23 protein-coding genes are annotated in these 21156 nt (G+C 34.5%); 11 read left to right on the plus strand and 12 right to left on the minus strand.

The window, feature by feature from the left end; all coding sequences use genetic code 11:
- The first annotated feature begins 113 nt into the window (after positions 1–113).
- The 5 genes from P6N22_RS03850 (at position 114) to P6N22_RS03870 (ending at position 4896) form a co-directional block, all read left to right on the plus strand.
- Positions 114–1361, plus strand: a complete 1248-nt coding sequence (locus P6N22_RS03850; protein ID WP_280330328.1) for a serine hydroxymethyltransferase — start codon at positions 114–116, stop codon at positions 1359–1361.
- Between the two features lie 12 nt (positions 1362–1373).
- Complete coding sequence (locus P6N22_RS03855) at positions 1374–1916, plus strand: DUF1882 domain-containing protein (RefSeq protein WP_280330330.1); 543 nt, start codon at positions 1374–1376, stop codon at positions 1914–1916.
- Between the two features lie 75 nt (positions 1917–1991).
- A complete protein-coding gene (locus P6N22_RS03860; protein WP_280330332.1) occupies positions 1992–2678 on the plus strand; it encodes an SPOR domain-containing protein in 687 nt (228 codons plus the stop codon).
- A 17-nt stretch (positions 2679–2695) separates the two neighbouring features.
- Positions 2696–4105, plus strand: a complete 1410-nt coding sequence (locus P6N22_RS03865) for an anthranilate synthase component I family protein (RefSeq protein ID WP_280330334.1) — start codon at positions 2696–2698, stop codon at positions 4103–4105.
- Positions 4105–4896, plus strand: coding sequence for a shikimate dehydrogenase (locus P6N22_RS03870; protein ID WP_280330336.1), 792 nt, complete (start codon positions 4105–4107; stop codon positions 4894–4896). Before P6N22_RS03865 ends, P6N22_RS03870 begins: the two co-directional genes overlap by 1 nt.
- A gap of 4 nt (positions 4897–4900) precedes the next feature.
- Here P6N22_RS03870 and P6N22_RS03875 read toward each other — a convergent pair whose 3' ends face one another.
- Genes P6N22_RS03875 through P6N22_RS03885 form a run of 3 tightly spaced genes read right to left on the minus strand, consistent with a single transcriptional unit; the run spans position 4901 to position 7374 of the window.
- Positions 4901–5716 carry a phospholipase A gene (locus P6N22_RS03875; protein WP_280330338.1) on the minus strand — a complete coding sequence of 272 codons (816 nt, stop codon included), beginning with the start codon at positions 5714–5716 and terminating at the stop codon, positions 4901–4903.
- Between the two features lies 1 nt (position 5717).
- Positions 5718–6287, minus strand: coding sequence for a recombination mediator RecR (gene recR / locus P6N22_RS03880; protein ID WP_280330340.1), 570 nt, complete (start codon positions 6285–6287; stop codon positions 5718–5720).
- The gene (locus P6N22_RS03885; protein WP_280330342.1) at positions 6280–7374 is read right to left on the minus strand and encodes a murein transglycosylase A; all 1095 of its coding nucleotides are present in this window, start codon (positions 7372–7374) and stop codon (positions 6280–6282) included. Before P6N22_RS03885 ends, recR begins: the two co-directional genes overlap by 8 nt.
- Before the next feature lie 94 nt (positions 7375–7468).
- Between P6N22_RS03885 and dnaJ the strand changes: the two genes are divergently transcribed.
- Together dnaJ and P6N22_RS03895 are read left to right on the plus strand one after the other, a co-directional pair.
- Positions 7469–8590: a molecular chaperone DnaJ gene (dnaJ, locus tag P6N22_RS03890; protein ID WP_280330344.1), complete on the plus strand. Its 1122-nt coding sequence runs from the start codon at positions 7469–7471 to the stop codon at positions 8588–8590.
- Between the two features lie 10 nt (positions 8591–8600).
- Positions 8601–9188, plus strand: a complete 588-nt coding sequence (locus tag P6N22_RS03895; RefSeq protein WP_280330345.1) for a class II aldolase and adducin N-terminal domain-containing protein — start codon at positions 8601–8603, stop codon at positions 9186–9188.
- A gap of 1 nt (position 9189) precedes the next feature.
- On the opposite strand, the gene P6N22_RS03900 is transcribed toward P6N22_RS03895, so the two are convergent.
- Positions 9190–10485, minus strand: coding sequence for an adenosylmethionine--8-amino-7-oxononanoate transaminase (locus P6N22_RS03900; RefSeq protein WP_280330347.1), 1296 nt, complete (start codon positions 10483–10485; stop codon positions 9190–9192).
- A gap of 91 nt (positions 10486–10576) precedes the next feature.
- Here P6N22_RS03900 and P6N22_RS03905 point away from each other — a divergent pair, with 91 nt between their 5' ends.
- Genes P6N22_RS03905 through P6N22_RS03920 form a run of 4 tightly spaced genes read left to right on the plus strand, consistent with a single transcriptional unit; the run spans position 10577 to position 14840 of the window.
- Positions 10577–12043 carry a peptidylprolyl isomerase gene (locus P6N22_RS03905; RefSeq protein WP_280330349.1) on the plus strand — a complete coding sequence of 489 codons (1467 nt, stop codon included), beginning with the start codon at positions 10577–10579 and terminating at the stop codon, positions 12041–12043.
- 1 nt (position 12044) lies between these two features.
- Entirely contained in the window at positions 12045–13403 is a 1359-nt protein-coding gene (gene ftsA / locus P6N22_RS03910) for a cell division protein FtsA (protein ID WP_280330351.1), read from the plus strand.
- A 12-nt stretch (positions 13404–13415) separates the two neighbouring features.
- Complete coding sequence (ftsZ, locus tag P6N22_RS03915; protein WP_280330353.1) at positions 13416–14540, plus strand: cell division protein FtsZ; 1125 nt, start codon at positions 13416–13418, stop codon at positions 14538–14540.
- A 27-nt stretch (positions 14541–14567) separates the two neighbouring features.
- Complete coding sequence (locus P6N22_RS03920; protein WP_280330355.1) at positions 14568–14840, plus strand: J domain-containing protein; 273 nt, start codon at positions 14568–14570, stop codon at positions 14838–14840.
- A gap of 28 nt (positions 14841–14868) precedes the next feature.
- Here the strand turns inward: P6N22_RS03920 and P6N22_RS03925 are convergent, their stop codons facing one another.
- The 8 genes from P6N22_RS03925 to P6N22_RS03960 form a co-directional block, all read right to left on the minus strand.
- Positions 14869–15027: a hypothetical protein gene (locus P6N22_RS03925; protein WP_280330356.1), complete on the minus strand. Its 159-nt coding sequence runs from the start codon at positions 15025–15027 to the stop codon at positions 14869–14871.
- 83 nt (positions 15028–15110) lie between these two features.
- On the minus strand, positions 15111–16067 hold the full coding sequence (locus P6N22_RS03930) for a hypothetical protein (protein WP_280330358.1): 957 nt from the start codon (positions 16065–16067) through the stop codon (positions 15111–15113).
- A complete protein-coding gene (locus tag P6N22_RS03935; protein WP_280330360.1) occupies positions 16064–16720 on the minus strand; it encodes an ABC transporter ATP-binding protein in 657 nt (218 codons plus the stop codon). Before P6N22_RS03935 ends, P6N22_RS03930 begins: the two co-directional genes overlap by 4 nt.
- A complete protein-coding gene (locus P6N22_RS03940; RefSeq protein WP_280330361.1) occupies positions 16717–17886 on the minus strand; it encodes an FtsX-like permease family protein in 1170 nt (389 codons plus the stop codon). The genes P6N22_RS03935 and P6N22_RS03940 overlap by 4 nt, the downstream gene beginning before the upstream one ends.
- Positions 17879–18544 carry a nitrous oxide reductase accessory protein NosL gene (locus P6N22_RS03945; protein WP_280330363.1) on the minus strand — a complete coding sequence of 222 codons (666 nt, stop codon included), beginning with the start codon at positions 18542–18544 and terminating at the stop codon, positions 17879–17881. Before P6N22_RS03945 ends, P6N22_RS03940 begins: the two co-directional genes overlap by 8 nt.
- 59 nt (positions 18545–18603) lie before the next feature.
- Positions 18604–19086, minus strand: coding sequence for a DUF4149 domain-containing protein (locus P6N22_RS03950; protein ID WP_280330365.1), 483 nt, complete (start codon positions 19084–19086; stop codon positions 18604–18606).
- The gene (gene prmC, locus P6N22_RS03955) at positions 19083–19913 is read right to left on the minus strand and encodes a peptide chain release factor N(5)-glutamine methyltransferase (RefSeq protein WP_280330367.1); all 831 of its coding nucleotides are present in this window, start codon (positions 19911–19913) and stop codon (positions 19083–19085) included. Before prmC ends, P6N22_RS03950 begins: the two co-directional genes overlap by 4 nt.
- Positions 19895–21154: a M48 family metallopeptidase gene (locus P6N22_RS03960; protein ID WP_280330369.1), complete on the minus strand. Its 1260-nt coding sequence runs from the start codon at positions 21152–21154 to the stop codon at positions 19895–19897. The genes prmC and P6N22_RS03960 overlap by 19 nt, the downstream gene beginning before the upstream one ends.
- Positions 21155–21156: the final 2 nt, after the last annotated feature.

The raw sequence follows: 21156 nt of genomic DNA on the forward strand, positions 1-21156 counted from the left end.
CACATTTTAACCTTTATAAATATTAATATCTAATATCAAGCCTACATTCAGAACTCTATTATGATATTTTTTGTATAATCGTGACAATTTTATAATAAGAGGAATTTGAGAGTATGAGCTTTTTAAAAGAGTTTGATGAAGAAGTATACAACCTATGTGAAAAAGAGTTAGAAAGACAAACTGACCATTTAGAGATGATTGCATCTGAGAACTTTACACTTCCAGCAGTTATGGAAGCTATGGGAAGCGTTTTCACAAATAAATATGCTGAAGGTTATCCTGCAAAAAGATATTACGGCGGATGTGAATATGCTGACGGTGTTGAGCAGTTAGCAATCGATAGAGCTTGTGAGCTTTTTAATTGTAAATTTGCAAACGTACAACCACACGCAGGAAGCCAGGCTAACGGTGCAGTTTATGCAGCACTTTTACAAGCCGGTGATAAAATTCTAGGGATGGATTTAAGCCATGGTGGGCACTTAACTCACGGTTCTAAAGTAAGTTTCTCTGGTAAAAACTACCACTCTTTTACATATGGTGTTGAACTAGACGGTAGAATCAATTATGAAAGAGTACTAGATATTGCAAAAATCACTCAACCGAAAATTATCGTATGTGGTGCATCTGCTTATGCTCGTGAAATTGATTTCAAAAAATTCCGCGAAATTGCTGATGAAGTTGGTGCTATCCTATTCGCTGACATCGCACACATTGCAGGACTTGTAGCAGCTGGTGAACACCCTAGCCCATTCCCTTATGCTGATGTTGTTACAACAACTACACACAAAACTCTTGCAGGACCGCGTGGTGGTATGATTATGACAAATGATGAAGATATTGCTAAAAAAATAAACTCTGCTATCTTCCCAGGTCTTCAAGGTGGACCACTTGTTCATGTAATTGCTGCAAAAGCTGTTGGTTTCAAACACAACCTAAGTGATGCGTGGAAAGAATATGCAAAACAAGTAAAGAAAAATGCTGCTGTTTTAGCTGAAGTTTTAATCAAACGCGGTTACGATGTTGTAAGTGGCGGAACTGACAACCACTTAGTACTTGTAAGCTTTTTAAACAAAGAATTCAGCGGTAAAGATGCAGATGCTGCTCTTGGTAATGCAGGTATTACTGTAAATAAAAACACTGTTCCAGGTGAAACAAGAAGCCCATTCGTTACTTCAGGAATTCGTGTAGGTTCACCTGCTCTTACTTCTCGCGGTATGAAAGAGAAAGAGTTTGAAATTATTGCAAATAAAATGGCTGATGTTTTAGATGACATTAACAACACTGATCTTCAAGCAAAAGTAAAAGAAGAATTAACAGCTTTAGCACGTAACTTTGTAATTTATAATCAAGCAACATATTAATCAGGCATTAATATGACTGCAATGGATCTTAAACTTATAAAAATGGTCACTGACCACTACTGGATCAAAAGAGATACAGTAGTGGACAAGATTAGTTTCAAAGGGCGTACTTTTTATAACAAATTTGAAAAAGTAAATGAACTCCTTTCACAATCGGTAATTAACAGACATCTAAAAGGTGAAATTACGGTTGCCCATTCTTTAGTAAATAAGCACAATAAAGTAGAAAATATTGTGATCGATTACAATGGCCGAGATCCAGAAAGATTTTATCATAAAACACAACTTCTTCTCCGTGAAGAAGGTTTTATAAATTTCACAGCATACAAAACAAAAACCGAGGGGCATCTGCATGTGTATATCCATAAAGGGCATACAACATTGCAAGAAGCCATTCAGCTTGGTAAAATGCTAAGTATGAAACTTGCAGCAAAACAACCAAAACAGTGGCGAATGTTTCCAAATAACGATATGCCTGATGAATATAATATTCTGACACTTCCATATGAAGTATATGCCAAAGAGCGTGGAGCATCTTGGTCTAAACATATGTAAGAAATGCTACGCATTTTGTTTATTTATTCTAATTTTGGTATCATAAACCAACAAAATACTTATTGAGGTAAAATCATGAACGAAAATAATGAACTAAGTGATATTGTTTTAAATAAAAATTCTTCTTCAAGCTCTAGCAAAAAGATGGTGCTTGCTATCGCAACATTAGGGATCATACTTATTGCTGTTGTGACACTTATGAAATCATGTGGTTCGGATAGTGTTAACGGTGCACCTCAAGCTGTTATTCCACCACAACCGCAACAAATGCTTACAGATGAAGAAAATGACAATATAACAGACAAATCTACAGCAACAGAAGAACCACTTTTTGAAGAAGTAGAAGTTGTAGAAGATGGGAATGTAGACGATGCCGATCTTGATAAAATTGCTCAAAAGCTAAAAGAGGAATCACAAGAAGACATTGCAACAAAACCGGCACCTGTACAAACTAAGCCAAAAGTTCAGGAACAAAAACCTGTTGTAAAACCAGCTCCAACGACTACACCTATTAAAACTACTGCTACAACATCATATTATATTCAAGTAGGCTCATTTACGAAATATGAACCAAATCAAAAATTCTTAACTTCAATTACTAAACTTGGTTATAAATATACTTATCATAAAGTAACAATTAACGGTAAAACACTTAACAAAGTGCTTGTAGGACCGTTTACAACAGAACAAGAAGCTAGAGATGCTAGAAGAATATTACGCTCTAAAGTAGAACCGGGCGCATTTTTAGTAAAACTAAAATAATTTTTACAGGCTAGAAATTGATACATAATAAACAGTTTACATTAGACCAGCTAGCACCCATAGCGGTCTATTCAAAGATCAAAGAACTATTTCAGGGTGAAATTACATATCTTTTTGAAAGTGCAAGCCAAAGTGAAGGCAATTACAGCTTTATCTGTATAGGTGCGAGAGAAAGACTGCAATATAACAATAATCAAACTATCTATACTGATGCTCAAGGTGTAATACATACAAAAGATGAAAATCCTTTTACATTTTTAAAAGAGTATTACTCTAAAATAGACACTGAAATATACAAAGAAACTGCCAAAGAGTTAAATATTGGTTATGTTGACGGTTTTATCGGTTATATTGGTTACGATATGGTAAAAGTGTTTGAGCCAGTTCTCAAACCTTATATGGATAATTTAAAAGATGAGCTTGAAACTCCTGATTTAGACCTTATCCTGCCAAAAATGGTACTGATCTATTCACATAAAAACAACAAGGTAACTCTAATTTCTACACTAGATAGCTATGCTCAAAATTTTTCTGAAATTGAAGAGCATCTAAAATCTACATATGTTTATAAGCACAGAGTTTTTAATATAGGAAATGACAAAGGCTCTTTTGCCCATACAAAAGAAGAGTTTTTTGAAATGATCGAAAAGTCTCGTGAAATGATTAAATCGGGTGATGTATTTCAGATCCTTATGACAAATCGTTTTACAAGAAATATCAAGGTAGATCCTTTTAGTTTTTATCGTATTCTCCGCGCGAAAAATCCTTCTCCGTATATGTTTTTAATGGAGTATGAGGATTTTAGCATTGTAGGTTCATCTCCGGAAGTGATGGTTAGACTGGATGAAGGTGAACTCCTTCTTCGCCCAATTGCCGGAACAAGAAAACGTGGAAAGACAAAAGAGCGTGATAAAGAGCTTGAAGAGGAACTGTTAGCCGACCCTAAAGAGCTTGCTGAGCACTTGATGCTTATCGATCTTGGACGCAATGATGTAGGCCGTGTTGCAAAAACAGGTACGGTAAAAGTAGAAAATATGATGCATATTGAACGCTATTCACACGTTATGCATATAGTGTCTGACGTTGTAGCAGAACTCCAAGAAGATAAAGATATGTTTGATCTTTTTATGGCTACTTTCACTGCCGGAACTATGACTGGTGCTCCAAAAATTCGTGCAATGGAGCTTATTGCAGAGTTTGAAGGTCTTAAACGCGGTTTTTACAGCGGAAGTATAGGTTACTTTGGATTTGACGGTAATATGGACAGTGCTATTACAATTAGAACAGCATTGGTAAAACCTGATAAAGTAGTGCTACAAGCAGGTGCCGGTGTTGTAGCTGACAGTGTTGATGAACTTGAATATCTTGAAGTTAACAACAAACTTGGTGCACTAATCCACTCACTAGAAGACTTAGACAAAAACTAATGCAGCTTTTTTCTATCTTCGGTGACCCAGTTTCACACTCTCGCAGTCCCTTAATGCACAATAGTGTTTTTAAGAATTTGAACTACAAAGCATGCTATACTCGCACACATCTACTAGACGGTAAAGAGCTCAAAAAAACTTTTTTCGATTTAGGTCTTAGCGGTGCAAATGTAACCGTTCCTCATAAAGAAGCAGCCTACGAAGCGTGTGATGAAGTTCGTGGTTTTGCAAAAAAAGTTGGTGTAGTCAATACCCTTATTAATGAAAATGGTAAACTGATAGGCTATAACACGGATGCTGATGGATTTATGTTCAGTATAGAAGAGTTTAGCAATATCAATAAAGTACTTATCATTGGTGCCGGCGGTACTGCAAAAGCTCTTTCACAGAAATTTTTGGAAGAATCTTTAGATGTTAGTGTCTTAAATCGTTCTGTGGGGCGTCTTTCTTATTTTCAAGAGATAGGGTGTAAAATTTTCTCTTGGGATAGTTTTACTGCTCAACAATTCGATCTCATTGTTAATACAACAAGTGCAGGCCTTTCAGATGATAATCTTCCAGCACCAAAAGAGATGATTGAAACTATTTTAGAACATACAAATTATGCAGCAGATGCCATTTACGGAAAATTGACACCTTTTTTACAACTCGCAAAAGAGAGAAACATCCCTTTTAAAGACGGTGCAGATATGCTTTTAGGACAAGGTGTATTAGCAAATGAACTTTTTACCAACCATTCATTAAATAAAGAAGCTATCAAACAAGAGATGACAAAAAGCTTTCTCTACTAAAAATTTATCTAGAAAAACTAAATCCTATTGAAAACTTATTTAAGTGTTCTCTATAATCAATTAGGGTTTCTGCATATCCACTAAAAAATTTTGTATATAAATTTACAGAACGACCAATAGGATAAGAATAAGCAGCTTCTATTGAGCCTTTTTTAGTTGCTAAATTTCCTCTTGCATTTAAAGAGAAAACTTGATCATTATAAAAATATTTCAGTCCAATACCCGTATATCCTATATAATGCATAATATCCGGATTATCATCCAATGAAAAAATAGGATACCAAATTTTTATATCTGCATAGAGTTCTTTATGTGCAAAACCAAAAGATGCATATAGTGTATTGATTCCTCTTGAAATATTTTGTATTCTTTGACCATCAACTGTAGTATATGTAGTATTTGGATTTCCATTTGATTGATGTTCATATCCTATTTGCAATGTTTTGAGATTAGGAATATCTTCATTTTTTATATCATACCTAGCAAATACTTCCGGATTATATATATTCTCTCTAAATGGTTTTGAATTTGTATAAAGCTGCCAAAAAGCATGTTGGGAATATGAAAGATAATATTTACCACCTAAACCTAAAAGATTATCTACAATATTATATTTGATACTAAACTGTACCTCAACTTCTGTGTTGTGATACTTTGTATCATTTAAATAAGACTTATATTTATGGTCTGTATATGATAATGGACATATATAATTTACTTTATATGCTTCAAGACTAGAACCTTTAAACCATGTTTCAGTTTTTTCCTCAGCTTGTGCTAACAACATAATCGGTAACAATAAGAAAACAATATATTTCATTTTAAACCCTCACTCTATCTTCTAGTGCTCTTGTTAAAGAAAGTAAGTCTATATTTTCTAAACTTACACCTGTAGGTACCCCTTGAGCAATTCTAGAAAAACTAATATTATAAGAACTCAGTTTATCTTCTATATATAAGATAACTGCATCATTGGCAATAGAAGGTGTAAGTGCAAAAAGTACTTCTTCCACCCCGTTTTGAATAATATCTTCAAGATGTGAGAGACTTAACTCTTCAAGTGAATCAAGAACAAAATATTTCCCATCAAACAGTCCGTTCTCTTCTAAAAGTAAAATATCTTTTGCATTTTCCACCATACATAAAAGTGTCGTATCCCTATTTTCATCTGAACAGATATGACAAATTTCATCTTCACTCATACCACCGCATACTCTGCACTTTTTTAAACTTCCGAGCGCATCTTCAATGGCATGTGCAATTTTCATACCTGCATATGTATCGTTCATAATCATAAAATATGCAAGTCTGGTTGCAGACTTTTTACCTATTGTGGGAAGTTCTTGCAGAGCATCTACTAAACGATTAAACTTTTCTAATGAGCTATTCATTTTCCTCTTTATTTCCCTCTTTTGGTAAAAATACCCACATTTTCAGTGGAGCTTTTAATTTCCCTGCTATAGCTTGAGCATCTTCTCCAAATCCTGTGAAAAAATCAGCCCTTACACTACCCTTTATAGCTCCACCCGTATCTTGTGCAAATACAATTTTACTGATCTTCTTATCTTCCAAATCAGCATCTAAGTATACCATAGTTCCTAACTTTATATAACGACGATCCACAGCAATTGAACGCATAGGTGTCAGTGGCAAACCCAATGCTCCTATTGCTCCTTGCTCTTTTTCTTTGAAGAAAACCATCGATTTATTATAGTTTAAAACCTCATCTATACGCTCTGGATGTAACTCCAACCATCTACGTATACTTTGCATTGAAATATTTTCAGGCTCTATCTCACCCAATTTTATTAGATATCTACCTATCGCTTTATATTTATGCCCGTTTTGATTGTCATACCCTATATACATAGTACTGTTGTCATCTAAATATACTTTTCCTGAACCTTGAATTTCCAAGAAAAATTTATCGATTTTAGAATCACAGTAACATAGTACTGGTGCCTGTAATTTAGCAGCTTCTTTTCTTGTATAGTAAGGGATAACTTTACCTTCAACCAATCTGCCACGTAGTCTGTAATGTTTTAATTCAGGGTAAATTGTAGAGAGATCAACACTTACCAGATCAGTAGGTGTCTCGTATACAGGATACTTATACTTATCCGATTTTTCAAGCGAAGCATGAATACTTGCCAAGTAATACCCTGTTAAGAGCCCTTCATCACTTCCGTCTTTTTGATTGTTTAATTGATACGGTTGAAAGTTTTGCAGTATAAACTCTTTAGAGTTGTTAACATCTTCTGCTTTTTTACATAACTGAGGATAAACTTTCAATGTTCTTTTTGTCTGACAATTATTTTTAAAAAGCTCTAAAACTGAATTGAAATCTTCATTTTCAAAACTATCTGGCAAGTTTTCAAAACTACTCTTTTGCATAGCCTGAGGTTTTTCAACTCTAGGCTGAGTTGTACATCCAAAAAATGATATTGTAATCAAAATAAAAATAATAGCTCGTTTCATAAAATGGATTATAGCAAAATATGCGACTTTAGTATCAATTTAACATTAGGAAAAGACGGTATAATTCGTTCAAAAAGTATGAAATAGGATAAAAATGGAAGAGTTAAGCTATTATGAGATTTTAGAAATTTCGCAAACTGCAGATAAGGCAGAAATCAAAAAAGCTTATAGAAAAATGGCAAAAAAATATCATCCAGATAAAAATCCGGATGACTCTGAAGCTGAACATATGTTCAAACTTTGTAATGAAGCATACCAATGTTTAAGCGATGACCAACAAAGAGGTATCTATGATAGATACGGTAAAGAAGGTCTTCAAGGGATGGGAGGAGGCTCTCGTTCTTCAGGTGGTTTTGATGACCTTGGTGCTATTTTTGAAGAGATGTTCAGCGGTTTTGGCGGAGGACGCTCAAGAAGAAGAAATCCTGCAGATATGGACAAATACCCTCTTGATATGAATGTCGATATGAAAATCACTTTCGAAGAAGCAGTTTTCGGTTGTGAAAAAGAGGTATCATACTCGTATAAAGATGCATGTGGTGACTGTAACGGTACTGGTGCAAAAGACGGTAAACTTTCAACATGTCCACATTGTAAAGGTCAAGGTCAGATATTGATGCAACAAGGTTTTATGACCTTTTCTCAAACATGTCCACACTGTCAAGGAAGCGGAAGTGCTGCAACTGATAAGTGTACTACATGTAAAGGAGATGGTTACAAAACTGTCAAAGAGAGTGTAACTATCAAAATCCCTGCAGGGATAGATACAGGTAATCGTCTAAGAGTTTCAGGAAAAGGGAATATAGGTAAAAAAGGTAACCGCGGAGATCTTTACGTTACTTTTGATGTGAAACCGGATAAGCACTTTATTCGTGATGAGAACGATGTTTACATTGAAATACCTGTGTTTTTTACACAAGCCGTTAAAGGTGATACGCTTACAATCCCTTCACTAACAGGTGAGCTGGAGCTTAAGCTTGAATATGGAACTCGTGACAAACAACGCTATACTTTCAGAGGTGAAGGTATACAAGATGTTCACGGACACGGTAAAGGAAACTTAATTGCTGTTGTAAATATCCAATATCCGAATAAATTAAGTGATGAACAGCTAGAATTACTTAATAAACTCCAAGAATCTTTTGGTGTAGAGTCAAAACCACATGAAGGTGTGCTTGATTCTGTCATCGATAAAATGAAAAGTTGGTTCAAATAAAGGTCTCATAATGAATAAAGATCATCTTAAACGTAAGCTTGCTTCTTTGTCTCTTTCTATGTTTAGAAAGGACTTCTTCGGTATTTATCACGGTTCTATGTCGGCTAAAACCGAATCGGGACGTTTTTTGATTAATACGAAAGAAGCTGTTTTTGATGATCTTGATGAAGGTTCACTAATTGAACTATATTTTAAAAAAGATTACCGCTGGCATCAGGCAAGTATTGATGCCGACATCCATCACAATATATACTCACAAATTTCAGATGCTAAATTTATTTGTTTTTCAATGCCGCAATTTACAACTGCCTATTCACTTTATCATAACATCATTTCTCCAAAAGATTATTTCGGGCATAAAGTACTTGGTAATATTCCTATCTATGATCCAAAACAGTTTGAAGATTGGTACGATCGTGCACGTTCTGAAATTCCATACTATTTCCAGACACATAAAACAAATATTATGGTAATTCGCGGTTATGGTGTATATGCTTATAACAGAGATATCCACGAAATGGCAAAAAAACTTGCCATTCTGGAAAAAAGTTGCAGACTTTTAATGCTTGATACAAATAATATCTTGGACGACAACTAACTTAAAGCGTTTTAATCGCTTCTAAAGCGACATCAAACATCTTGTCACACTCCTCTTGAGTGATAACATACGGCGGCATAAAATATACGATATGCCCTAGAGGACGAAGTAGTACACCATTTTTTAAACCGTGTTGATACACTTTAAGCCCTATTCTCTCTTCAGCAGTGTAGCCTTTGAGTTCGATCGCACATACCATTCCCCTTTGTCTGACATGATCGACATTCTCTAAATCTTTAAACTCTTCCAATCTTTTAGCCATATAAGCTGACAGTTCTTTGTTTTTTTCTATAATATTTTCATTTTCAAAAATATCTAGTGTCGCGTTTGCAGCAGCACATGCAAGTGCATTTCCCGTGTATGAATGGGAATGTAAAAATGCTTTATACTCATTATAGTCACAATAAAACTTCATATAGATCTCATTAGATGTTAGCACTACTGAAAGTGGTAAATATCCACCTGTCAAACCTTTTGAAAGAACTATAAAGTCAGGTGACACTCCTGCTACATCACAGGCAAACATCTCCCCAGTTCTTCCAAAACCGACCATAACTTCATCTGCAATTAAGTGGATATCATAGCGATCACATATATCGCGAACAAGTACCAAAAATTCAGGATGATACATATGCATATACCCTGCTCCTTGAATAAGAGGCTCTAATATAATGGCACTTATCTCCTCTGCTCTTTTTTTACATAACTCTTCAAACTGCTGTGCCGCTTCACGAGCTGCTTCTATAGTAGTATCTTTTGGTACAGGTGTTTGAACAGACTGGATTAAAAGCGGTTTGTATGTATCTTTGTAAAGTTCTACATCTCCAACACTCAGTGCTCCAATAGTCTCTCCATGATAAGAATTTGTAAGTGAAACAAAAAGAGGTTTATTTTTCCCGTCATTAAGATTTGCATGATAACTCATCTTCAGTGCCACTTCCACAGCTGAGGAACCGTTATCTGCATAAAAACATTTATCTAATCCTTTCGGTGTCAATTTTACAAGTCTTTCAGAAAGCCTTACAACAGGTTCATGTGTAAAACCTGCAATAATAACGTGTTCTAAAGTATCCAACTGTTCTTTAATCTTTTCATTGATATATTTATTTGTATGTCCAAAAAGATTTACCCACCATGAGCTCACTGCATCTATGTATTTGTTTTCTTCAAAATCTTCTAAGTATACGCCATAAGCTTTTTTTATAGGTGTGAGAGGTAAAACCTCGTGATCTTTCATCTGTGTACACGGATGCCACAGTACTTCTAGGTCTCTATTTTTTAATTCTTCATTCTTCATAACAAAATTATATCGATGTGTTGTTTCTTTATCAAGTTTAAAGCTCTAATTACATAAAATATCGCAAATTACACCAAGAGGATATTCTTTAATGATTACATGGATGCAAAGACACAAAAAGTGGCTGATTATTACTATCTGGGTCTCAACTATCGCATTTGTCGGTGCCGGATTTGTCGGTTGGGGTCAATATAGTTACGGAGATAAAGCCGGAGCAGTTGCCAAAGTAGGCGATGTTGAAATCTCTATGGGAGAACTTCAAAAATCTTATTCAAGACTTTACCAACAATATGCACAAATGTTCCAAGGTAACTTCGACGAAGAGAGAGCAAAACAATTCGGACTACAAAAACAAGCATTACAACAACTTGTACAACAAGCACTTTTAGTGAATTTAGCACAATCATACAATTTAAGTATTAGTGATCAAGAATTATATGAACAACTTCAACAAGATAAAAACTTCTATAAAAACGGTGTATTTGATAAAGAAGTTTATAAACAGGTTCTATCACAAAACAGACTTAGCATTGCTGAATATGAACAAGAGCTAAGAAAAGAACTTCTTATTCAAAAAACAATCTCTTTATTAAAAGTACAGCCGAGTAAAAACGAATCGAAAATTTTAGATACTTTACTTGGTATTTCAGATAAGATCGAGTATAAAGTATTATCTCCTGAAGAGATCGTTATAGATATCAAAGAAGATGATTTAAAAGCATTTTGGCAAACAATGCAAAATAAATTCATGACTGATGTAAGTTATGATATAAAATTTATTAAACAAGAAGCTGTTACAGACACATATGATGAAGCAACAATTTCTAAATACTATGAAGAGAATAAAACACATTTCAAAGATAAAGAGGGAAAACTGCTAGAACTAGCTCAAGCAAAAGATGCAGTTGTAACAGAACTCAATGCAGCTGCTACAAAAAAAGCGGCTTTAAGAGCATTTGTTGATTATAAAAATGGGAAACTTGATGCAAATACACCTGTAGGTGAAGCAACAGTTTCAATGAGAAAAAATCCATTTAACTCTGAAGTTTTACAAAAACTTGCAACAACGGCTATGACAAAACCTTTTATCAAACCTATTGAAGTTAACGGTATCTACTACAGTTTTGAACTTGTTAACGTAAATCCTGCAACACCGAAAACTTTTGCCGAAGCAAAATCTTTAGTAATTCCATTCTACTTAGATCAAAAGAAAAAAGAGAAAATTCTTGAACTTGCAAACCACTCTGTTGAAACTTTCAAAGGTGAAACTTCTAAATTTTTAACTATTGAATCAACAGACAAGCTAGATTCTTTAACAGATGGTGAAAATATGGAGTTTTTACAAAAACTTTTCAAATCTGATAAAAAACGTAGTTTTATAACTTTACAAAGTGGAAAAATTGTTCTTTATGATATTTTGGAACAAAAGTTGCTTGAAAAATCAAATAATGATCAGGCTAATGTGGTAGCTAGATTAAAGACGGGTATCTTCAGTGAAGGTTTAATGAAAACTTTACAAAGCAGATACAAAACTGAGATATTTATCCAAGGACTCTAAATTGAGTAGAAGCGTTTTAGCCATAGACATTGGCTCGACAAAGATTTGTGCTATAACTGCAGATATAGCAAATGACAATTCTATAACTATCACAGGTGCAGGTACCACGAAAGCCCAGGGCTTGAAAAAAGGTAGCATTGTAAACATTGAACTTGCAGCTAGAAGCATTAAAACAGCCGTTGAAGATGCAAAACGTGTATCTGGTTCAACTGCTACAAGTGCTATCGTTTCCATCTCGGGAGCATACACAAAAAGTTTAAACTCTAACGGTATTGTCAATATCCAATCAAAAGAGATCAGTTTTGATGAGATTAAACGTGTTATGCATACTTCTCTTTATAATGCAAATATTCCTAACGAATATGAAGTACTTCACGCATTACCATATAACTTTAAAGTTGATGATCAGGACTTTATCGAAGATCCGCTAGGGATGAATGCTTCTCGTTTAGAAGTTGAAACTCACATCATTACAACGCAAAAATCAAACCTAAACAACCTGAAAAAAGCAGTACGCGGTGCAGGAGTTGAAGTTGAAAACATTGTATTAAATTCTTATGCTTCGGCAATTGCAGTACTTAACGAAGATGAAAAAGAGTTAGGTGCAGCAGTAATTGATATGGGTGCTGAAACAAGTAATATTGCTATTTATTCAGGAAATGCAATCAGATATAACGAGTATTTAGGTGTTGGTTCTAAGCACGTGACTAGTGACCTTTCTATGGCATTACATACACCGCTTAATGCAGCAGACAAAGTAAAACTTGATTTCGGTTCACTTTTAACTCCAAGTAACGATTTGATTGAACTACCGATTATCGGTGATGAAAATACAACACATGAAGTCTCTTTAGAAGTTGTTCATAATGTTATTTTTGCTAGAGTTGAAGAGACACTTATGATCCTTGCACAATTTATTGAAAATTCTCGTTTGAAAGATCAAATTGGCGCAGGTGTAGTTCTTACTGGTGGTTTTTCAAAAATGGAAGGGATTCGTGATCTGGCGATTGCAACTTTTGGTTCAGTACCTGTTCGTTTAGCAAAACCTATGGAGATGGATGGTCTTTTTGAAGGACTTATTGAACCTGAATATTCAAGTGCCATTGGCCTTGTAATGTTCTCGGCTGCTCCTTATACACCTTATGAAATTGATGTTAACAAACGTGTTAGACACTCAAATGAAGAACCTACTTCATCTGTAAGTGTTGACTTTAACAGAACAATTAATGAGAGTGTTCCTGTAGCTGAACAAGAGGAGGAAAAAACCAAGATGGTGAACCTTGAGGGAACAAAAGAGAAAAAAAGCGATGAAGCTAGTGCTGTTAGCAAATTCTGGAATTGGGCTACGCAATTATTTTAAAGGAGTGAGAGAATGGAACCATTTATAGTTGAAGAGGTACAAAACCCAAGCGGTGCAAGAATAATTGCTGTCGGCGTTGGTGGCGGCGGCGGTAATATGATCGGTCATATGCTGAACGAAGGTGTTGGCGGTATTGAAATGATGCTTGTTAATACTGATGCTCAAGTGTTAAACGAAAATTCATCTGCGACAAAGATCCAAATCGGTGCAAACCTGACAAAAGGTCTGGGTGCTGGTATGAAACCTGAAGTTGGTCGTGATTCGGCATTAGAGAACTATGACGAGATCAGAAACGCTTTAACAGGTGCTGATATTGTATTTATATCTGCAGGTCTTGGCGGTGGGACAGGAACTGGTGCTGCACCTGTTGTTGCACAAATCGCAAAAGAAGTTGGAGCTTTAACTATTTCAGTTGTTACAAAACCTTTCAAATTTGAAGGTAAAAAAAGACTACAACTTGCTGAAGCAGGTTTAGCTGAGCTGAAAAAAGAAAGTGATTCAATTGTTGTTATTCCAAATGACAAACTTTTATCTATCATCGACAGACGTCTAGGTTTAAAAGAGAGTTTTAAAATCGTTGACAGTGTTTTAGCACAAGCGGTAAGCGGTACTTCAGGTGTTATCCTTTCAAGTGGTGACAACGATATCAACCTTGACTTCGCCGATTTACAAACTGTAATGAGTCACCAAGGTATGGCACTGATGGGTGTTGGTGAGCATGAAGGTGAAAATGCAGCTTATGAAGCTATTAAAGCAGCAATTGAGTCTCCGTTACTTGATAATATGTCAATCAACGGTGCAATGGGTGTGCTTGTTCACTTCAAAATTCATCCTGATTTTTCATTTATCGATATGTCTGAAGCGATGGAAATCGTACATGAAAGTGCTCATGATGAGGCTGATGTTATCTGGGGAACTTCAACAGATGCAACATTACCGGAAAATTATGTAAGAATCACTATCGTAGCAACTGGTTTTGATAAAACTGAAGAAGAAAAATCAACAAATAATACTAATTTTGAAGCACAAGAATCAATGGCTCCAAAAATTAGAATCACTCCTCGTATGGTTGTAGGTGGCGAGTTAGACGGTGACTACCTTGATATCCCTGCATATATGAGAAAACAACAAGACTAAGCTAGCTTGAACTCCTTTGAAAAAATCATGAAGGCCAAATCACTCCTTGGTCTTCGTGAACAATCCTCTCTAAAAGAAATCAAACAAAAATATAAACTGCTCATGAAAAAATGGCATCCTGATAAACATAGGGATGATCCAGATAAAGCTACTAAAATGAGTATGCAGATCAATGAAGCATATGAAACTATTTTAAACTACTGTGAAAACTTTGAATATCCGTTTGATGAAGAGACGATAAAAAAGGCAACTTATACACCGCAAGAATGGTGGAATGATAAGTTTGGACCTAATAGATAAACTACTCTCGCTTCTCACAAATAATAGTCTAATCAATTGGATTTTTTTGAATCACTTGAGTTTGCTGCGCAGTTCTGACAAGTTGTACGCTTTCTGCTTTTTGCTTTTTAGGTCTTTCTATAAAAAACATAACATAAGATATCATCATTAAAGAAAAGACAACTAATGTGAATATACCTTTTTCCATAAGAGCCTCCTATTATTTTGTCGAATTTTTAATTATATAAAAACTAAACTTAATAAGATTTAATTATTTTTGTTCACTTATTTTTAAAGGAATACTCCATTTTTAATATAATAAGCAAGTGGATAATAACTTATAGCAATAATGTAAGCGATGTTCAGCCATAAAGAGAGCAAAAACCTTCTTTGCAGCTCTTTTTCTTCATACTCTAAGAACGTTAAAGAGATACCGTAAAACGTTCCGTAAAATAAGAAGATATATAAAAGATACCCAATATACATATAATCTTTTTGAAGCATACAAAATGGACAATGGTGTGTTGGTAATTCGTAGATATATGTTCCAAAGAAAGAGATAAGAGACAAGAGTGCTATAATCAAAAACGAAAAACTAAATACTCCATATATAATCCTATTTTTCATAAAGTAAGTAACAACCAAAACGGCAAAGTTTGCATAAAAAAGAATTGTAAGGAACTTTTCTTTAGCTAATATTTCAGAGATATAAGTCGTATCAGTTACTGAAAAAATTGCACCGCAGCAATCAACAACACTAGTAATATCTATACTTGAAAACATCAAAATTTCTACAATAATCTCTATCACTAAAAATACAAATGCAATAAGAAATAAAAGGAACTTGGCTTTAAAATATCTCTGCTCCTCTGTTTTCATATCTTCACTATTTAAAGTGATCCAAAATGCAAAGAGATAGAGATTTAACATCTTTAAAATAAGCAGAGGTACTCCATATTCCGTAGCATTTACCACACCTGCTGCACACATTGCACCAACAAGGATATTTGAGAGTTTATCAAGAGTAAAAACAAAAAAAACAAACATCGGAATTTTAATAAAGAGAATAAACTTGATAATAGTAGAAGCTAAATAGCTCTTTTTTTCAAGGTCATATTGTAATGGTGTATTTTGATTGCGATTGTAGTTCAGTGCTATTTTTAAACTGTAATAAAAGGCAATCGAAGCAAAACCTAAAAATAAAATATCTAAGATATAGATAGTGAGTATTTCAGGTGTAAAAATCATTCTATTATCTGTCCGTCTTCGATCTCTATTATGCGATCGATAAAATCTAGTTCAAAAAAGAGCGGATCGTGGGTTGCGATAATAATAGTTTTATTTACAGCTTTTAATCTCTTTAGGTGCTCTATAAATTCTAAAGACAAAGCTCTATCCAAATTTGATGTCGGCTCATCTGCCAAAATGATCTTTGGATCATTTATAATGGCTCTCGCAATTGCTACACGTTGCTGCTGTCCGCCTGAAAGGTTTTGAGACATCGTAGCACTGAACTCTTCAAGTTTATACTGAACCAGGACTTTCTCCAGTCTATCACTCAATTCTTCTTTTGGTAAATTTAGCGGTCGTAGAGGCAGCAAGATATTGTCTGCTACGCTCATATCCGGAATAAGATTGTATTTTTGAAAAATAAACCCTATATTGTCACGTCTATATTCACTGGCAAAATGATCCGCTATTTTAGAAAGCTTCTTCCCATCTACTATAACCTCCCCTGAAGTCGGTTTTAACATAGCTGAGATGAGTGAAAGGATAGTTGTCTTACCGCTTCCGCTCACTCCTTTTAAAATGACAAGTTCTCCTTCTTTAAATATTACATTGATACTTTGTAAAGCATGTTTATCTTTGTAAGATTTATTGATATCTATTAAGCTAATCATCTCATCACCTCATCAGCATCACGTGTTGCAACTCTCCATGAAGGAATAAGCGTTGCAGCAATATATACAGGTACACTCAAGAAAAATACTATTGCCAAAGCCTTTATATCGAGTGTAATATCAAGCGACTCGATAGCCGATACATTAATGATATTTAAGAAAATATCCCGAATATAATACCCGTCAAAAAGATAAAGATATGCAAGAGCCAGTAATACCCCTAAAATATAAGAGAATAAAGAGACTATGCTTGCTTCATACAGTTTTACACGTAAGATATCCTCAACTCTCCATCCTAATGCTTTTAAGATCCCTATCTCTTTTTTTTCAGAGCTGCTGACACCGTTTGTCTTGTCAAAAATAATCATAAAGAAGGTAAAGACTGCAATTGTAAAGAGTGTAATAAAAACTCCGCTGTCATAATCAAAAAGGTGTTCAACTTTTGTTTTTTCATCCTCTTTTGTAATAATCTTTGCATTCGGATACAATTGCTGCAGTTTTGTGATCACGCTCATTAATTCATTTGGATTTGAAAGATAAATTGCCACATCCGTGATCTCATCAGCTTTATAAGCGAAAATCTCTCTTGCATCCTCTTTACACATAAGACAAAGCTTTTGTTTATCTAACTCTTGAGATTCAAATGTACGGGAAAACTTCATCTGCTTTAGATCTAAAGAGGGTTTCACGAAATTAAAATACTCAGTGTAATAATGTCTTTGAAAGATTGAATTTAATTGTGTCGATACAAACATACTATTTGAGCTTAAATCGTTTTGTTTTAAAAGTTCACTTATATAAAGCTTTTTTTGTGTCTCAAAAGGATCGATTCCTATAATTGTAAAAACTGTATCAGCCTGTTTATAATCATAGTGACCATATACCCTTCCAAGTACGTCACTTACACCGTAAAATTCAAGTATCTTATCAAGTTTATGATCATCCATGGTAGTTGCCTGTAAAGCTTTTTGGTTTTGTACCACAATATCAGGTGAATTTTCCGTCTCAGAAATTACTACCGTTTTTATACTTGTCTGGATAAGAAATAACGTAGAGAGCAACATCACTAAGAGTGTATAGATGATCACGATAAAAAGATTTTTCGAAAAGAAACGAAAGAGTGACTGCACTGCATAGAAAAAGAGCTGTGAATTAAAACTAATCATCTAGAGAGTACACCATATCTTCATTAATTTCATCAAAAGAGAGTATTTTTTCCCCTTTATGATCAAGAAGAAATTTTTTTGCCGATTTTAATGTTTCAAAGGCAATGAGTTCATTTCCCATCGGACCGTAAACATCACTTCCGATCACAAAAAATGCTTTTGTCGCATCAAGCGTTTTTTGCGTATAATAATCGGGAACAAGAATATTTTTAATCTCTGTCTTATGCTCAAAATAATATTTAAACAGGTCTTTGTTCCCATCAAAATAGTACTCTTTTGTTTTGTACTCGATTTTTGCGACCCAAGACGGATACTTATATAAAAACATACCGCAAACCGGACATTTTTCCTCTTTTGAGACCTTCAATTTTTCAAAATGCTGATGAGTCGATGCTACTCTTTTTACATCCCAGAGATATAAAGCAACAGCTTCAAGATGTTTTGGATTTAACCGTTGACACAAAGTTGTATCTTTTAGGGATTGGAATAAACGTTCATAAGAGCTGTACAATGTAAGATCAATCTCTTGACATTTTTTTTCATAGATCATTTTCCCCATAGGATAGATCTTTTTCTCTTTCACAGCAGTTGAATAGTTTGATGATGCAAATAATGATATTGATAATAAAAAGAAAAGTAAGGTTTTAAAAAAAGGCATCTTTTTCCACTTCTTGTATTAAAGTGGAAAGATTTTATCTAAAAAGTGTTAAATATCTGTTAAGCCAGACGAAGCAGCATCAAACGGCGAATAAATAATACTACTAAAGCTACAGCCAAGATTTTAAAATCTATTTCACTTGCAATATGTATGTTTGCAAATGTATCGCTTTGTGTAGCTTCAGATCCGATTGACTGCATAGCTAAAATTTTTGGTGCATATACGGCTGAGAACATCAATGATGTAGCCACTGTTAAAAAAGCACTTACTAAAACAATATTATCGCGTTGTCCCTGTTTGTACATTAACGCTTCATATACCACAACATATGCAGCTAAGAAGTAGATCCAGTAAGAAAATCTACGGAAGATCTCACCCATGATAATTCCGGCATTATAATTATCTAGTAAAATTCCCATTAATAGTTTGTCTGTATTGAAAATAACGGGAGCAACTATAGCACCAAGTGCCAAAACACCGCCGAAACTTGCTGCTAATACCAATAAATAACTAAAATCTAAATAGATATTTCTCTTGTTCATTGTAATGCCTTTAAAGTGAAACCTCTGTCAAAATCACTTAAATCTTTGTAGAAGTCTAAACTTTCATAAGATTTATTTTTCAGATAGTTTTGTATTTTATCTTTTTGATCATAACCCATCTCACAACTAAAAAATTTAATTTCTCGTTTTAAGACTTCATCAAGCAGTTGTTGAATTATTTCATCTCCGATATCCCCTCCAAAAAGAGCATTCTGAGGTTCATAAGAGAGATTGCTCTCTAAGGCTGCATCATTTGCAATATATGGGGGATTTGACACCAGATAATCAATAGTTTCATCTACCTTATCAAGCAATGAACCGTGACGCAGTTCTATGCGATCTTGTAGATTGAACTTTGTAATATTTTTCTTTGCTACCGCCAAAGCTTTTTCAGATATATCAACTGCGATAAATTTTGCATTTTGAAAGTGACGGGCAAGCATAACAGAGATAATGCCACTCCCTACTCCAACCTCTACAAAAGTTAGTTTTTCATCTTTATCTATGCGTTTTATCACTTCATCGATTAAGAGTTCAGTTTCGGGTCTGGGAATTAAAGCACCCTCATCCACAAAAAACTCTTCAGAGTAAAAACTCACCTGATTAGTTATATATTCCAAAGGTTCATTTTTCGCTCTGCGCTCAACCAAAGCAAAAAACTCTTCTCCAACTTCCACTTCACTATTTTGATTAGTAATGAGCCAAAGTTCATCTTTTTCAAGATAGAAGTTTAAAAGTAGCTGTGCTTCTCTTTGTGCACGCTCAATATCTTTAAGAGTCTCGCTTACAGTTTTTAAAAGCTCTCTAACTATATATTTGCTTCGCATTTTCCCTCTAAAGCATTAGTATCTATTCCTTTAATATCCATACCCAACACTTTTAGACGTTCAATAACAGGAGGATGTGTATAGTGAAAAAAGATATATACAGGATGTGAAAGGGGAAAACTTTTGTTTTCAGCAACCAGTTTTACCAGTGCATTGGCAAGTTCAATTTCACCGCCTTTGCCGCCAAGCTCACTTCCCGTTTTGTCTGCTGCATATTCATACTTTCTACTTACATATCCCATTATCGGCATCATTAAAAACCCAAGAATCGGCATAAACAGAACAAATAATATCATGACGACATACGGTTCTTGAGAAAGTCCAAGTGAAAGGTATAAACTCTCAGGGAGATTGCCAAATACTGCAAACATCGCAAATAACATTACACCAAGCATAGCGATATTTTTATAGACATCACCATGAGCAAAATGACCAAGTTCATGCCCAAGTACTGCCAATAACTCTTTTGTAGAGAGTTTTTCTAAAAGCGTATCAAATAAAACAACTTTTTTTGCTTTTCCAAAACCGCCGAAATAAGCATTAAGTCTTGCGTCACGTTTAGAAGCATCGCTAACAAATACACCTGAACTTACAAAACCCGTTGCATCCATAAGACGTTTGATCTCTGCATCCAAGTTCTCATCTTTGAGTGGTGTCAACTTATCAAAAAACATTGCCCGGAATGTCGGATAGAGCATATTTACTAAAACAATGACCGTAAATATAAATACAAAACTCCATAACCACCATAACTCAAAACTGCTCATGATTAAATAAACACCCCAAACGACTAAAGAACCAAAAAGTATCATCATAACGAAAGAGATTAGAGTATCTTTGATCCATTGTCCTAAGCTTGATTTGTTAAATCCAAACTCTTGATCCAATACAAACTTTTCATAGTATCCAAAAGGGAGTGAAACAATGTAGTTGATTAAAATGAAGCCCATAACTACAGCTATGTTTTTAAAAGCTTCTTCTTGAAGAAAATATAACTCATCTGCTAAGTAGCTTATACCAAAGCCAATCCAAGCCAAAAAAATAAAATACTCTACAAACGTATTTAATAAAGAAAGCTTTTCTTTCGCTACCGCATAGTTTCCTGCTTTTAAAAATTCACTAGGAGCTAATAATACTGCCTCTTGTCTTTTTGCCTGATTGATGTAACCAATCTGCATAATACTTGTATAGATAGAGATCAGTACATATATACTATAGATCCCAATGATCATTGTTAACATTA

This window comes from Sulfurimonas sp. C5, from assembly GCF_029872055.1.
Taxonomy (GTDB): domain Bacteria; phylum Campylobacterota; class Campylobacteria; order Campylobacterales; family Sulfurimonadaceae; genus Sulfurimonas.